The sequence below is a fragment of the Flavobacterium sp. Leaf359 genome, from assembly GCF_001423985.1.
Classification (GTDB): Bacteria; Bacteroidota; Bacteroidia; order Flavobacteriales; family Flavobacteriaceae; genus Flavobacterium; species Flavobacterium lindanitolerans.
In genome coordinates this window covers 1-16,609 of the sequence record NZ_LMPW01000001.1, presented here as the reverse complement: position 1 = coordinate 16,609, position 16,609 = coordinate 1, and the positions used below count along the sequence as shown (strand labels likewise).

Here is a 16,609-nt window from a genome sequence, read left to right as displayed (position 1 = left end):
CGTGTCTAACAGTATTGTGCCTAATTTCCCAACTGCAATTTCAATATGTACCGGAAGTACGGCTCCTGTATTGAATACTACTTCGCCAAACGGAATTACCGGAACATGGAATCCGGCGGTTGTTAGCAATACGGCAAACGGAAGCTATGTATTTACGCCTAATGCCGGACAATGTGCTTCAAATACAACACTAAACGTAACCGTATCTAACAGTATCATACCAAACTTTCCTACATCACTTTCAATATGTTCGGGAACGACCGCTCCTGCCCTGAATGCCACTTCTCCTAATGGAATCACAGGAACGTGGAATCCTGCAGTTGTCAGCAATACAGCAAGTGGAAACTATGTATTTACGCCTAATGCCGGACAATGCGCCACAAACGTAACGTTGAGCGTATCGGTCACAAACAGCATCACGCCAAACTTTCCAACTGCACTTTCAATATGTACCGGAAGTACGGCTCCTGTATTGAATACTACTTCGCCAAACGGAGTTACAGGAACGTGGAATCCGGCAGTCGTTAGCAATACTGCTAGTGGAAGTTATGTTTTTACGCCTAATGCGGGCCAATGTGCTCCAAATGTGACTTTAAACGTGACCGTAGCAAACAGCATTACGCCAAGTTTCCCTACAGCGCTTTCAATATGTACAGGAAGTACGGCTCCGGTTTTAAATGCTACTTCACCAAACGGAATTACCGGAACCTGGAATCCGGCAGTTGTGAGCAATACTGCTAGTGGCAGCTATGTATTTACGCCAAATGCAGGACAATGCGCTACAAATATGACATTGAACGTAACCGTATCCAACAGCATTACGCCAAATTTCCCTACTTCGCTTACTCTATGTTCAGGAAGTACAGCGCCTGTATTGAATACTACTTCACCCAACGGAATTACCGGAACTTGGAATCCGGCGGTTGTTAGTAATGCCACAAGCGGAAACTATGTGTTCACTCCTAATGCAGGACAGTGTGGCACAAGTCATACTTTAAGCGTAACGGTTACCAATAGCATCATCCCGGATTTTGCAACCGAATTGTCATTATGCAACGGAGATGGCGCTCCGGCTTTGGCTACCACATCTCCAAACGGAATTACCGGAACATGGAACCCGGCAGTTGTGAGCAATACAACTAGCGGAAGTTATGTATTTACTCCAAATACAGGGCAATGTGCCTCTAACGTGACATTAAACGTAACCGTAGGACAAATTGATTTTAAAATTGAAAGCGGATGCGAAGGCGGAAACTATATGCTAACTGTTGCTCCAATTTCTGATTTTAATAGTAATGATGTTGATTACGAATGGAAAAACAATCAGGGCATCAGAGTAGGAACCGATTCCAGCCTGAACGTAACCGAACTGCTGAACTCTACTCCTGTTGAAGAAGAATTCCCTATAACTTATACGGTACAGGTGACCACGGCACAAGGATGTACCTTAACCAGAGAAGAAACCGTTTACGGTATTTTCTGCAGCATTCCAAAAGGAATATCTCCTAACAACGATGGTAAAAATGACGAATTTGACCTTAGTGGATTAGGTGTAAAAGAACTGACCATTTTCAACCGATATGGGGTTAAAGTATACGGATACAAGAATTATACAAACCAATGGAAAGGACAATCTGATGACGGAAAAGAACTTCCGGATGCGACCTACTATTATGCCATTTCCAAAAGCGACGGACAAACAGTAACCGGATGGGTTTATCTCAACAGACAACGATAAAAAACATTTAAGTAACTGTTTATTAAATATTTAATAAAGAAAAACCAATCCTTCCAAAGTAGAATAAACATTACTTTTCGTAGGTTTTGAAATAATGCTAATCTCCCATACTATGTCAAGAAACCTTAGCAATTCTATCAAAAAAAATACGCTTTTATTTGTGGTCTTATTTTTTTTGATAACCCTATCTGATGCTACGGCGCAGATTTATTATCATAATTTTGGCACAACGACTATTTCGGCACATCCTTATACGGTAGCACCAACGACTTTAAATACAAATCTGTCCGGTTCATCATGGAGCAACAGTCTTACTACATGGACGAGTACGGCAGGAGCTACAGGCGAAGCCATCCGTCTTACCACATCAACAAATGCTACTATAACCCTGACATTTAACGTAGCGACCAATTATCAGGTAAACGTTACTTCTTTCAATTTTTGGAGGCAAAGGAGCAATTTCGGACCTCAAAACTGGTCAATGACCATCAACGGTATCAATGTTGGAAATGGAACAATTGATGCTACCGGTGCTGCTATTGGAGCCACCAACGTTGCCAATACGGTTTCGGGATTAACAGGAACTGTTACCGTTGTGATTTCGCTTAGCGGTTCTACCGGAAACGGTACATTCCGTCTGGATGATTTTACATTAAACGGAAGCGTAACGTCCAATTGCGTTGCACCAGCAATTACTTCGTTTACGCCTGCTTCAGGGCCACAAAACACATTGGTTACTATAAATGGCAGTGGTTTTACGAATGGTAGCGGAACTTCTGCCGTAAAATTCAACGGTATTCCGGCAACCAGTTTCACAGTGGTTTCCAATACCGTTATCAAAGCCTATGTACCGGCCGGAAATACTTCAGGACCAATCAGTATTACTACCAACGGATGCGAGGGTTTTTCCACAACTAATTTTACCAAAATTTCAACAACAAGTGTCGGAAATTATTCGAGCGACATTTATATTTCTGAACTTTATGATGCTCAGGCCGGTGATGGCGGTGTTATAGAATTATATAACGGAACCAATGCTACTGTTGACCTGACAGGATATACGATACGAAGATATGGCGATATTGGCGGTTCTACTTTTTATACCATTGTACTTAGTGGTTCCATCCCCCCGGGAGGCATTTTTTTAATCGGGATTGGAACAGGCACTATTCCCTGCGGCATTACTTCAAGCCAGACCTACCCGACCGGATTTAATGCCAATGATGAGTTCCAACTGCTTAAAAACGGAACCATTATCGATAACGTACATGCACCAAACAACGTAGGATATTCCGTTATTCGAAATCCAAATGCTGTAGCTCCAAAGCCTGTTTTTAATGGAAGTGATTGGAATACCCAAACCTCTGAAAGTTGTGCCAACATCGGAATCCATAATGTAACCAATACTGTTCCGCCAACCTTATCCAATCCAACAAGCAGGGTTGTTTGTGAGAACAATACGGTTACATATACCGCATCTCTTGCCAACAGTACCGGTTTTACTTTTCAATGGAAAAGGCTTGATGCAAGCGGAAACTGGATTAACATCGCCAATACAGCACCATTTTCAGGAGCAAACACCAATACGCTTACCATCACTCCGGCACCTTTGACGCTTGATGACAGCCAATATTATTGCCAGGTCACTTCTACACAACACACTTTAGTGAGCAACGCTGCTCAATTGGAAGTAAACCCGGCAACAATTCCTGATTTTCCAACATCGCTTAACTACTGTGCAGGTGCCAGTATACCTGCATTGAATAATACTTCCCCTAACGGAGTTACCGGAACCTGGAATCCTCCAACCATCAGCAATACCGCAAACGGAAGTTATGTATTTACACCAACATCAGGACTGTGTTCTCCTGGCGTTACCTTAAATGTTGCTATTTCCAACAGCATTACGCCTGATTTTGCAACCACATTAAGCCTATGTTCAGGAGATACCGCTCCTATCCTGAATGCCACATCGCCTAACGGGATTACGGGTACGTGGAATCCGGCAACAATTAACAATACAACCAACGGAAGCTATGTGTTTACGCCAGATGCCGGACAATGTGCCACGCCAACTACATTAAACGTAACCATCAATAACAACATCACACCGGATTTCCCTACTTCATTAGCATTCTGCAATGGAACTACGGTTCCTGCATTAAATGCGACTTCTCCAAACGGAATTACCGGAACATGGAGTCCTGCAACCATAAGCAATACCGCAAGCGGAAGCTATCTCTTTACACCAAATGCCGGACAATGTGCCACGACAACTACATTGAACGTAACCATCAATAACAATATCACGCCGGATTTCCCTACAACCTTAAATTTCTGTAACGGTGCTACAGTTCCTGCCTTACAGGCAACATCGCCTAACGGAATCACGGGTACGTGGAGTCCTGCAACAATCAGCAATACCGCAAGCGGAAGCTATGTGTTTACACCGGATGCCGGACAATGTGCCACTACAGCTACCCTGAATGTAACTATTGATGCTAATATTACTCCGGATTTCCCTACCACACTGACTTTCTGCAACGGAGATACGGTTCCTGCCTTACAGCCAACTTCTCCAAATGGAATTACCGGAACATGGAATCCTGCAGCAATCAGCAATACCGCAAGCGGAAGCTATGTATTTACACCAAATGCCGGGCAATGTGCTACGACAACCACATTAAATGTCACTATCAATAACAACATTACACCGGATTTCCCTACTTCGTTAGCATTCTGTAACGGCGATACAGTTCCTGCACTTCAGGCTACTTCTCCCAACGGAATCACCGGAACATGGAATCCTGCAGCAATCAGCAATACCGCAAGCGGAAACTATGTGTTTACGCCAAATGCCGGACAATGTGCTACGACAACCACATTAAATGTAACCATCAACAATAACATCACACCGGATTTTGCTTCTTCTTTGATTATTTGTACAGGAAGCACTGCCCCTTTGCTGAATACAACTTCACCCAATGGGATTACAGGAACATGGAGCCCTGCCACAGTAAGCAATACAACAAACGGGAGTTATGTATTTACACCAGATGCCGGACAATGCGCCACGACAGCAATACTAAACGTAACAGTTACCAATAACATCACACCTGATTTTGCAACAGCCCTTTCATTTTGTTATGGTGACGGAATACCTTTATTAAATACGACTTCTCCAAACGGAATTACGGGATTCTGGAATCCTCCAACAATCAGCAATACCAGCAGCGGGACTTATATATTTACACCGGATGCCGGACAATGTGCTACTACGGCTACACTGAATGTGACCATAAATAACAATATTACTCCGGACTTCCCTACCACACTGACTTTCTGCAACGGAGATGCGGTTCCTGCCTTACAGCCAACTTCGCCAAATGGAATCACCGGAACATGGAATCCTGCAGCAATCAGCAATACCGCAAGCGGAAGCTATCTATTTACACCTAATGCCGGACAATGTGCTACTACGGCTACACTGAATGTAACTATCAATAACGCTATCACACCGGATTTCCCTACGACACTGACTTTCTGTAACGGAGATGCAGTTCCTGCCTTACAGGCAACATCACCCAACGGAATTAACGGAACATGGAGCCCTGCTTCAATAAGCAATACAACAAGCGGAAATTATGTCTTCACACCTAATGCCGGACAATGTGCTACAACAGCCACTCTGAATGTGACCATCAACAACAATATCGTACCCGATTTCCCTACTTCATTGGCATTCTGTAACGGGGATACGGTTCCTGCCTTGCTGGCAACTTCTCCTAACGGAATCACCGGAACATGGAGCCCGGCAACAATCAGCAATACCGCAAGCGGAAGCTATCTATTTACACCTAATGCCGGACAGTGTGCCGTGACAACTACATTGAATGTAACTATCAATAACAATATCACACCAGATTTTCCTACTTCATTGGTATTCTGTAACGGGGATACGGTTCCTGCTTTGCTGGCAATTTCGCCAAACGGAATCACAGGAACGTGGAGTCCTGCTTCAATAAACAATACTGCAAGCGGAAACTATGTCTTTACGCCAAATGCAGGGCAATGTGCCACTAATATGACTTTGAGAGTGACTATCACACCTCAAACAGTACCAAACTTCCAAACAATAATGACAATCTGTAACGGAAGTACGGCTCCTGTCCTGAATACGACTTCTCCAAACGGAATCACCGGAACCTGGAATCCACCAACCATCAGTAATACTGCAAGCGGAAGCTATATATTTACGCCAAATGCGGGACAATGTGCAACAACAGCTACTTTAGCCGTAACAGTAAGCAATAGTATTTTACCTGATTTTCCAACGGCATTGACATTCTGTAACGGCGATACGGTACCTGTGCTACAAACAACATCGCCTAACGGAATATCAGGTACATGGAATCCTCCGACAATCAGCAATACTACCAGTGGAAATTATGTGTTTACACCAAATGCCGGGCAATGTGCAACGGGCATGACGCTAGCGGTTACTATTAACAGCTTTGTGCTTCCTGCCATTAGCGGTCCTAATGCAGTTTGCCTGTCAAACACGATACAGCTAACCCATCCTACTCCTGGCGGAATCTGGACGAGTGGGAACACGAATATAGCAACGGTTGATGCAGCCGGAAATGTTACCGGAGTTAACGCAGGCGCAGTAATAATTACCTATACAGTAAACAATGGCAGCTGTACGGCATCGGTCAGAAAAACTATAACGGTAGCTGCACCACCAAAACCAATACTTAGGGAAGGCTATATCTGTCTTGACAATGAAACGGGCAATTATATTTCTACGGTTAATCTGAATTGCCAGATTCCCAATGCTAACCACAGTTTTGTCTGGACCCGAAACAACACCGTCCTTCCTACTACTACCAATATGCATATTGCCACCGAGCCCGGAACCTATGAAGTAACAGTAACTAATCTGACCACAGGTTGTACGGCAACGGCAACAACAACTGTAGGCACATCATCTATTGCCATTGCAGAAGCTACAGTAGGAAGAGATTTTAATAAAAGCCAGACCATTACGGTTAACGTTACGGGCGGTTCAGGACAATATGAGTTCCAGCTTAATGGTGGTGCACCGCAAACCAGCAACCAGTTTACGAATATTTATGAAGGTGAATATGAAATTACGGTAAGAGACACGCAGGGATGCGGTTTGATTACGCTTACCGTATACGCTTTGAATTATCCTTATTACTTTACGCCGAATGCGGATGGCTACAATGATACGTGGAACATTGACGGACTGGCCAACCAGCCGGAAGCTCAAATTTTTATTTTTGACCGTTACGGAAAACTAATCAAACAGATTTTTCCTTCGTCTGCCGGATGGGACGGTACCTATAACGGACATCCGCTGCCGGCAACAGATTACTGGTTTAAATTGCTTTATAAGAGCCGTGATGGAGTGAACAAAGAATTTAAGGCTCATTTTGCCCTGAAAAGATAATTTCCAATATTTCGTTACTTAAATACCACAGCATGAATTTCATCAAACCAAAAAGATACGAAGATGTCGTATACAATATGGACCAGGTGTACAAAATCGAGAAGCTAATTGACGAATATGAATTTCATTTTAACAATGGAAGAGTGATTAATGTAAAAGCGTCACTTGTAAGCAACAAGATTAAAAAGCTGTTCGACACCAAGTATAAAAAGAAAAATCTTACAGAATCTAAAAATACTTCCAAATAATTCATCAAAATTGATGAAATCAGTCTAAATAAGGCTTTTTTGTGACCGATTTTAAGTCCTTTAATTTGAAAAAGAGTAAATTTTAAAGTAAGTTTGTAGAACCCTAATCTATTACTTAAAATTACAAAAAATCCCTTATACCACGAGGGTGAACGTTATGGAATACAACAAGACTCATGCTCTGGACAATGGCGTTTCAGTAGTACAAAGCATTATGCGCAAATTTAAGGTATACGCCGACCGATATTATAAGTACTCTTTTCCGGAAGAACCTTTTTTTAAAGAGATTGCTGAGAAATGCATCAGCGATGCTTTCGGAGCCAATCATAAAGAATCTTTCACCAAAGCAAAAATCAGGGAACTTTGGGGCTATGTCAAAAAGCAGGCCCTTAACTATATCCTCAACGTTGAAGCTGAGCTCGATAAGGAGTTTCCTAATCACGGACAACTTAGTTTTTATGCATTTAAGCTGAATTGCAAGACAGAGAATCTCAAAGAGAAAGTAACGGCTTTTAAGTCACAGTTTACAGATGCTGAAGATTTTATTTCCAGATAATACACCTGGATTTATTGATACAAGGCTCCCATTGGGAGCTTTTTTATTTTATGTTATTCTCTTTTTACTTTAATAACTTTAGACTTTGCGACTCTGCGCCTTTGCGTGAAAATAATTGCTCGCAAAGACGCAAAGACGCGATTTACATAAATCCTTTGACCGCATTAATAAAATAAGGCGAATCATTCCATTGAATTTTACGGTAATTGAAATCCTTCCTAAGCGTCTCCGGCAGACAATCCCAGATGACACGGCTCATTTTTTCCAATAACAGTTTTTTGGAAAATGTATCTGAAACCACCAGACTGATTTCCCGAATGGGTTTGGGTTCCTTAAACGGCTTAAACAAATGCTTTTCATTTTCATTGAGTATGGAAAGTTCCGGAAGGATTGCAAAACCGAGTTGGGCCCGTACCAGATTTTTCAACGTTTCTATAGAGCTGATGTCATAAGAGAACTGCTCACTTATTTTGCGGTCTTCCTTAATGTCACATATATCAAGAAGCTGTGCATTGTAACAGTATTCATTTTGCAACAGCAAAAGTTCCGGCTTGTCACTGGCCTGGAGTTCATAAAAATCTTTAACGGCAAACGGATGGTTTTCGTTAAGATAGGCCACAAAAGGCTCATTAAATACATGGTGTTCTTTCAGGTTCGGGTTTCCGGTGGGAGTAGCCATAAGCGCCACATCTAAAGCTCCTGTTTCAATATCGTGCATTAGCTGACCCGTAGAAGCTTCACGAATAACAAAATGCATTTTGGGCGCCGCTTCTTTCATTGCCTTTATGAATAAGGGAATCAGATAAGGTGACAAGGTAGAAATAACACCCAGCTTTAGTTCTCCTTCCAGGTCATTTTTTTCATTAATAACAAAATCTCGAATTTCATTGACTTCGCGGAGTATCTTTTTTGCTCTTGCAATAATCTGTGTTCCGAGTTTTGTGGGTGTCAAGGGTACTTTTGTACGGTCGAATATTTTTATTCCTATTTCTTCTTCCAGATTTTTCAGCTGAATTGTAAGTCCGGGCTGGGTAACATTACAAACTTCTGCAGCCCTTGCAAAATGGCGTTCTTCGTCTAATGCTACGATGTATTTTAATTGCTGTATAGTCATACATTATAATTTTATTTTATAAAGGTAAAAAATTATCAATTTGATTTATGATTAAACCGGCTATAAATTTGTCCCATCAAATCAAAACAATTATAACTTAATAATTCACATCATGAAAAAATTAGCAATAGCAGCCGTTGCGGTATTAAATGCAACACTGGCAGTAAGTCAAATCGACCCATCGTTAGCAGGAAGCTACAGTATCGAAAAAAATACTCGTGAATTCCTAAAAGCCGTTCACGGAAATTCAGGCCCACAACTTTATGAACTTTCAATCGAAGATGCCCGAAAAGTATTAATCAATGCACAGACAGGAGATTACAAAAAATTACCTGCCGATATTGAAAACAAAACGATTACACAAGATGGAAAAACCGTTTCCATTCAAATTGTAAAACCAAAAGGTTCCAAAGAAAAACTTCCGGTACTGATGTATTTCCACGGTGGAGGATGGGTTTTAGGAAATGCTTTTACGCATGACCGACTGATAAGAGAATTAGCGGTTGGAGCCAACATAGCTGTTGTTTTTGTAAACTACACTCCTGCTCCTGAAGCCCGATTCCCGGTTGCAAATGAAGAAGCCTATGCAGCCACCAAATGGATTAAAGAAAATGGAGCTTCTATCGGACTAAATCCAACAAAACTGGCTGTGGGCGGTGATAGTGTTGGTGGTAATATGGCAATTGCCGTAACGTTGATGGCCAAAGAAAGAAAAGGCCCTAAAATTGATTTCCAATTGCTTTTTTATCCGGTAACCGATGCTGATTTCAACACGGCTTCCTACCAACAATTTGCCAACGGACACTTTTTAACACTTAATGCGATGGTGTGGTTCTGGAATATTTATGCACCGGAAAAAGCGACAAGAAACCAGATTACGGCTTCTCCTTTGCGAGCCGATATTGAAGAATTAAAAGATTTGCCTGAAGCTTTGATCATTACTGCTGAAAACGACGTACTGCGCGATGAAGGCGAAGCTTATGCCAAAAAACTAAATGCGGCAGGTGTGAAAGTTACAGCTACACGATACATCGGGACAATTCACGACTTCGTTATGCTCAATCCAATTACAGAAACTCCGGCTCCAAGAGCAGCCATCAAACAGGCTGTAGATGCCTTAAAAGAAAAACTAAGCAAATAATTACAAAAAACAAATAACAATTAAAATTTAGAAATCATGAAATTTACAAGAAAAGCAAACGCAAACTGGCAAGGTACTGGAATGGAAGGAAAAGGAACCATCAGTACTCAAAGCACTACTCTAAACAACACCCAATTATCTTTTAAGACACGCTTTGCAGAAGGCGTAGGAACAAACCCAGAAGAATTAATAGCTGCGGCTCATTCAGGATGTTTTACGATGCAGTTGAGCTTTTTGTTAAGCGAATTGAATTATGTACCTACCGACCTGAATACTGAAGCTGTATTAACTTTTGAAGACGGAACGATTACTAAAATCCATTTGGAATTGAATGGTGTTGTTCCCGGAATTTCGGAAGAAGAGTTTCAAAATATAGCTTTAAAAGCGAAACAGATTTGTCCGGTTTCTAAAGTTTTAAATGCTGAAATTACTTTGGGAGTTTCTTTAAGTCGCTAAGGTACTGAGGTACTAAGGCTCTGAGGTACTGAGGGGCTTGGGAATAATTCTGAATAAAAAAACCGTGCTTTTGTAAGCACGGTTTTTAACCTTAAAACTATCTAAACATTACATGGCTGTGATGATAAATTCGCTTCTTCTGTTCTGCTGGTGTTCCTGTTCTGTACATTCAACACCATCAGCACATTTATTAACTAACTGGGTTTCGCCATAGCCTCTACCCGTGATTCTTTCTTTGGCAACTCCATCCTGAACCATCCAGTCAACGGTAGATTTTGCCCTGCGGTCAGAAAGCTTCTGGTTGTATTTATGCGTCTGGCGGCTGTCCGTATGCGAACGGACATCAACTTTCATATTCGGATACTGTTTCATCACGTCAACAATTTTAGCCAAATCAATAGCTGCATCCGGACGGATATTCCACTTATCAAGGTCAAAGTAAATAATCTTGATGCCGAATGTTTTGGCCAAATCGGTTCCAACCGTAATCTGCTTCACCGGTTTATCCAATTCGATAGAAAGGTCTGTTTCTCCGGATTCTTTCGGGATAATGGCTTTTAGTTCGTTTGGCGTATAATCTTTGCTTTCTGCTTTTACATAATATACATTCCCGCATTCTACATCAAAGCTGTATTTTCCTTCGTGGTCGGCATAGATGGTTTTGATAACCTTAAATGAAGCATCAGACAACGTTACCCTTGCATTGGCAATAGGAAGTCCGGTTTCTTTATCCGTAATCGTTCCTGCCAGTAATTGCTCGCATTTCATTTGTCTTGTTTCCTGGAATTTGTAGATGTCATCATATCCTTTACCTCCATCCCTGTTCGAAGAGAAAAATCCGAATCGGGTTTTGGTATCAATCATGAAAGCAAAATCATCTTTTGGTCCGTTAACCGGAGCTCCAACGTTTTTGATTTCACCATAACTTCCGTCTTTGTTAATCTGGGTTACAAAAACATCCAAACCTCCTAATCCAAGTTGTCCGTCTGAAGCGAAATACAATTCGTTTTCGTCTGTAACATATGGAAAAGTTTCACGGCCTTCTGTATTGACTTGTTTCCCTAAGTTTTCCGGAGTTCCAAAACTACCATCAGCGTTAATTGCCACTTTAAACAAATCCGACTGACCTAAAGTTCCCGGCATGTCTGATGCAAAGTATAAGGTCTTTTCGTCCGGACTCAAAGCAGGGTGTGCCGTACTGTAATTGTCGCTTGTAAAAGGTAATTCCGTTATATTTACCCATTTGCCATTTTCAAGAGTACCTTTGTAGATTTTCAATAACGTCGCTTTGTCACTGTTCTTTCCTCTTTTCCCTTTGTTATAGTTATTTCTGGTGAAGTAGACTGTTTTTCCATCTTTGGTAAAAACAGGCGTGGCTTCATTGAATTTGCTGTTCAGGGAAGTGTTGAATTGTTCCGGCTCCAACATAGAACCATCCGAACTGATTTCAGAGGCATACAATTTCGTAAACGATTGGTTGGTCCACTGGTGCTTTCTGTTGAAAAGACCTCCGGTATCTCTGGCAGAAGTAAAAACAAGTTTATTGCCAAAAAAAGCGGTTCCGTAATCAGAATATTCCGAGTTGATATTGATATTTTCTACTTTATACCGACCGGAATTGGCTTTTATTTCTTCAAGATAGTCCTTGTGTTTGGTGTACAGCTGCGCTCTTAAATCGGCCGCATTCTTTTGGTTAAACTGCGCCAGCATTTGATTCGCCTTTTCATAATCGCCAACCGATTTCAGGGTTTGCGAATAACGGTAATAGTATTCCGCATCAACCGGCTGGTTCATTGCAAAAAGTTCCTCATACCATTTGTTGGCTTTGTCTAATTCTGCATTGAAATAGTAAGCATTTCCCAGCTTTTGGAAGAGATCAACAGATTTGTATCCTTTCTCTGCTACCCTTTCATACGTCTTGATTGCATCGACATAGGCATATTTCTCATACTGCTTGTCGGCAGCTGCAAGTTTGGCTTCCTGTGCCTGGGCAGTCAGTAAAGAAAAGACTGCCAGGGCTGTATATAATTGTTTTTTCATAGTTGCTGCTTTTAGAAGAATCTTGGAGAGGTTACTTTGTTGAATCTGTTGAATAATTCGAAACGAAGGAAAACCTCATGCGAACCTGAATTGTAGTTGGCAAGCTTTGTCGTTTCTAAATCATATCCGTAGCCTACAAATAGTCCTTCTGTGATTTGGAATCCTGCCATAGCACTCACGGCCGCATCCCATCTCCAGGCTACTCCAAGCGTCAGCTTATCATTGAAAAGAAAGTTTCCTGAGACGTCAGCCTGAAGCGGCGCTCCATTTACAGCTTTCATCAAAAAGGCCGGCTTGAATTTAATGCTTGGACTCAAATCGAAAACATAACCTCCAATCAGATAAAAATTCATCCTTTCCTGATTTACAGATACAGAATTGTCATCATATCTGTGGGTTTCAAAAAAGTTTGGTACCGAAAGTCCCAAATACATCTTATCGGAATGAAAATAAGCTCCTGCCCCAATGTTTGGCGTGAAGTTATTATTCAGGTTCATTAATCGCGGATCTCCCTGATCTGCCGGATTCAGCTTATTAACATCCAAATTGAACATATTTGCTGTAGCCTTAATTCCAAAAGACAGCTTAAATGTTTCTGAAGTCTTAACAGTATAGGAAATATCTGCAGAGATTGCATTTTCATCTGTAGGTCCTATCCTGTCGTTTACAAATGATAATCCCATTCCTATATTAGTGCCGTTAATTGGCGTATTGATAGAAACGGTATTGGTTACCGGAGCTCCGTCCAAACCAACCCATTGCGTTCTGTGAAGTCCGAAAACGCTTAGTACGCCTCGCGAACCTGCATAAGCAGGGTTGATATTGATGGTATTGTACATATACTGCGTGTATTGCGCATCTTGTTGTGCAAATGCGCTTGCACCTACAAGAATCCAGACGAAAAATATGATTATTTTTTTCATTGTTTAATTTGTTTATCCTGGGAACCCATTCCGATTCCCAGGAATTTAACTTTATCTGCTTAAGTATAAATAGCCGCTCTTTTCTCTTACAGTACCATCTTGTTTTTTGTATTTCAAGATGTAGAAATAAGTACCATCAGGTAATCCTTCTGATTTGTTTACTGTAACCCTTCCTTCAGAATATCCTCTAAAGGCTTTGTCATTGTTGTTATAGCCACTTGTTTCGTAAACCACAACACCCCAGCGGTTGAAAATTTCTACTTTGTTGTCTGGATAGCATCCTAATCCTCCTATGTATAAAAATTCGTTGCTGCCATCATTATTTGGAGTAACTACATTGAATACATTGATGGTACATCCGTCAATTTCAACAATCGTTGGATTGTTTCCTGCATTATCTGTATGGTCAGAAGCATCTGTAACTTCTACATCCAGCGGACTGTTTCCTGTAACGAATGCCTGGTTCGACACACTTCCTGCATTGATATCGGCTTGTGTAATGGTATAGATAGCCGTAAATGTAGTGCTGTCACTTTCTCCAACAGCAAGAGTTATAGGACCTCCACTTACAACAACTCCCGGTAGCGGATCTGTAACCGTTACATCGCTCAGGCTTACGTTTCCTGTATTGGTTACCGTAAAGTTATAAGTGATGGTTTCTCCTACTTCTGCGATTCCATTGTTATTGCTATCGTTGAAAGTTGCTGTCTTAATCAGCGCAATCGCCGGATTTTGCTCAATAATCGTAACTGTACAATCCGGACAGGTTGGTTCGTATAACGGATCGTTCGGGTCTAACGGAGATGGGTCCTGCGACTCCACATCAATTGGGTTTCCAGACGGATCTGTACCTTCTGCCAACGCCAGGTTATAAACTGCTCCTAATTCAATATCAGCTTGTGATATGGTGTAAGTTGCCGTGAACGTTGTTGAATCAGTAGCTTGTGGTGCTAAAGAAGCAATAGGTCCGCCTGAAACTGCAACTATAGGGTCGGTTACAGAAATATTCGTAATAGTTACGTTTCCTGTATTTCTAACCGTAAAGCTGTATTGGATAACATCTCCGGCATTTACGATTCCGTCATTGTTCGCATCCTGATAAACTCCTTCTTTGAATAATTCAAACTTAGGATTTTGAGGTAGCACAGTTACAGTTGGATCGTCATTTCCTGGCAATGTAGGGTCATTACTATCTGAGTCATCTGTAATTGGTGTTCCTACTACCGGAGTAGCAGTTACCAATGCCTGGTTGTTTACAACTCCTGCGTCAATATCAGCTTGTGTAAACGTATAGACTGCAGTAAATGTAGTCGAATCAGTAGCACCTGCAGCTAAAGTTGCAAGAGGTCCGCCATTTACAGTCACCAAAGGATCGGATACCGTAATGTTTGTCAATTCCATTGTTCCGGTATTGATTACCGTGAAATTATAAGTAATGGTTTCCCCTACCTGTGCAAATCCGTCACCGTTTGCATCATTGAAGGTTCCTTGCTTGATAATTTCAACACCTGGCACCTGAACCAAAATTGTTACTATAGCCGTATCACAGTTGGCTGGGTTCAATATTTCACAAATGCTGTATTCTAACGTATATGTTCCGGCTGGTGTTCCAGGCGCAACAGTTATTGTTCCGTCAGGATTTAATGTCAACGGAGCATCTGCATTTACAGTTGTTAGAGTTACTTCTGATGGAATAACCGCTACACCATTCAGCGTATCATTAGTAAATACGTTTCCGGCATTTATCATTCCTTCAGTTCCGTTTACAATCGTACCGGCCAAGTCATCATTTACCGCATCGATTGGAGCAGGATTAACAATTATTGTTACAGTAGCTGATTCACAATTTGTAGGATTTAATATCTCACATAATTGGTATATGATAGTATACGTTCCCGCAGGTGTCTGTGGGTCTACGCTTACCGTTCCCGTTGCAGGATCCAATTCCACGCCCGGGTTGGTTGATGGAGTCGTTACCGTGATGGTTACCTGTGACGGGATAACAGGAACACCGTTTAAAGTATCATTATCCAATACGTTCACTACATCAGGATTGCCTTCATATCCGTTAACCGGAGTTGGATTATCATTTACAGCATCGATTGGTGCCTCTTCCACTACTATCGTTACGGTTGCAGAATCGCAGTTGGTCGGGTTCAAAATCTCGCATAATTGGTATACGATGGTGTAGCTTCCCGCAGGTGTCTGTGGGTCTACGCTTACCGTTCCCGTTGCAGGATCCAATTCCACACCTGGGTTGGTTGATGGGGTTGTTACCGTGATGGTTACCTGTGACGGAATAACCGGAACACCGTTTAGGGTATCGTTATCCAGTACGTTCACCACGTCCGTATTTCCTTCGTATCCGTTAACCGGAGCCGGGTTGTCGTTCACCGCATCGATTGGTGCTTCTTCCACTACTATTGTTACGGTTGCAGAATCGCAGTTGGTCGGGTTTAGTATCTCGCACAATTGGTATACGATGGTGTAGGTTCCAGCAGGTGTCTGTGGGTCTACGCTTACCGTTCCTGTTGCAGGATCCAGTTCCACGCCTGGGTTGGTTGATGGGGTTGTTACCGTGATGGTTACCTGTGATGGGATAACAGGAACACCGTTTAGGGTATCGTTATCCAATACGTTCACTACGTCAGTATTGCCCTCATATCCGTTAACCGGAGCCGGGTTGTCGTTCACCGCATCGATTGGTGCCTCTTCCACTACTACGGTTACGGTTGCAGAATCGCAGTTGGTCGGGTTTAAAATCTCGCACAGTTGGTATACGATGGTGTAGGTTCCCGCAGGTGTCTGTGGGTCTACGCTCACCGTTCCTGTTGCAGGATCCAGTTCCACGCCCGGGTTGGTTGATGGAGTCGTTACCGTGATGGTTACCTGTGACGGGATAACCGGAACACCGTTT

The 16,609-nt window shown here is 42.0% G+C and carries 10 protein-coding genes; 6 read left to right on the top strand and 4 right to left on the bottom strand.

The window, feature by feature from the left end; genetic code table 11:
* The 4 genes from ASG38_RS00050 to ASG38_RS00035 all read left to right on the top strand — a co-directional run.
* Nucleotides 1-1,738, top strand: a 1,738-nt coding sequence (locus ASG38_RS00050; RefSeq protein WP_162239619.1) for a gliding motility-associated C-terminal domain-containing protein, incomplete at its 5' end; no start/stop codon positions are given.
* A gap of 112 nt (nucleotides 1,739-1,850) precedes the next feature.
* Nucleotides 1,851-7,214, top strand: coding sequence for a T9SS type B sorting domain-containing protein (locus ASG38_RS00045; RefSeq protein ID WP_056065345.1), 5,364 nt, complete (start codon nucleotides 1,851-1,853; stop codon nucleotides 7,212-7,214).
* A 32-nt stretch (nucleotides 7,215-7,246) separates the two neighbouring features.
* Nucleotides 7,247-7,462 (top strand): hypothetical protein, encoded by a 216-nt coding sequence (locus tag ASG38_RS00040; RefSeq protein WP_056065342.1) that lies wholly within the window; start codon nucleotides 7,247-7,249, stop codon nucleotides 7,460-7,462.
* Nucleotides 7,463-7,619: 157 nt separating this feature from the next.
* The gene (locus tag ASG38_RS00035; RefSeq protein WP_056065340.1) at nucleotides 7,620-8,018 is read left to right on the top strand and encodes a hypothetical protein; all 399 of its coding nucleotides are present in this window, start codon (nucleotides 7,620-7,622) and stop codon (nucleotides 8,016-8,018) included.
* 142 nt (nucleotides 8,019-8,160) lie between these two features.
* Here ASG38_RS00035 and ASG38_RS00030 read toward each other — a convergent pair whose 3' ends face one another.
* Nucleotides 8,161-9,132 (bottom strand): hydrogen peroxide-inducible genes activator, encoded by a 972-nt coding sequence (locus tag ASG38_RS00030; protein ID WP_056065337.1) that lies wholly within the window; start codon nucleotides 9,130-9,132, stop codon nucleotides 8,161-8,163.
* Between the two features lie 112 nt (nucleotides 9,133-9,244).
* Here ASG38_RS00030 and ASG38_RS00025 point away from each other — a divergent pair, with 112 nt between their 5' ends.
* Both ASG38_RS00025 and ASG38_RS00020 read left to right on the top strand, forming a co-directional pair.
* Nucleotides 9,245-10,273, top strand: a complete 1,029-nt coding sequence (locus ASG38_RS00025) for an alpha/beta hydrolase (RefSeq protein WP_082482108.1) — start codon at nucleotides 9,245-9,247, stop codon at nucleotides 10,271-10,273.
* A gap of 36 nt (nucleotides 10,274-10,309) precedes the next feature.
* Nucleotides 10,310-10,729 carry an OsmC family protein gene (locus tag ASG38_RS00020; protein ID WP_056065334.1) on the top strand — a complete coding sequence of 140 codons (420 nt, stop codon included), beginning with the start codon at nucleotides 10,310-10,312 and terminating at the stop codon, nucleotides 10,727-10,729.
* Between the two features lie 108 nt (nucleotides 10,730-10,837).
* Here the strand turns inward: ASG38_RS00020 and ASG38_RS00015 are convergent, their stop codons facing one another.
* The 3 genes from ASG38_RS00015 to ASG38_RS00005 all read right to left on the bottom strand — a co-directional run.
* Complete coding sequence (locus ASG38_RS00015; protein ID WP_056065332.1) at nucleotides 10,838-12,769, bottom strand: OmpA family protein; 1,932 nt, start codon at nucleotides 12,767-12,769, stop codon at nucleotides 10,838-10,840.
* An 11-nt stretch (nucleotides 12,770-12,780) separates the two neighbouring features.
* Nucleotides 12,781-13,692, bottom strand: a complete 912-nt coding sequence (locus ASG38_RS00010; protein ID WP_056065329.1) for a type IX secretion system membrane protein PorP/SprF — start codon at nucleotides 13,690-13,692, stop codon at nucleotides 12,781-12,783.
* 51 nt (nucleotides 13,693-13,743) lie between these two features.
* The coding region (locus ASG38_RS00005; protein WP_056065326.1) for a gliding motility-associated C-terminal domain-containing protein at nucleotides 13,744-16,609 on the bottom strand (2,866 nt) is incomplete at its 5' end.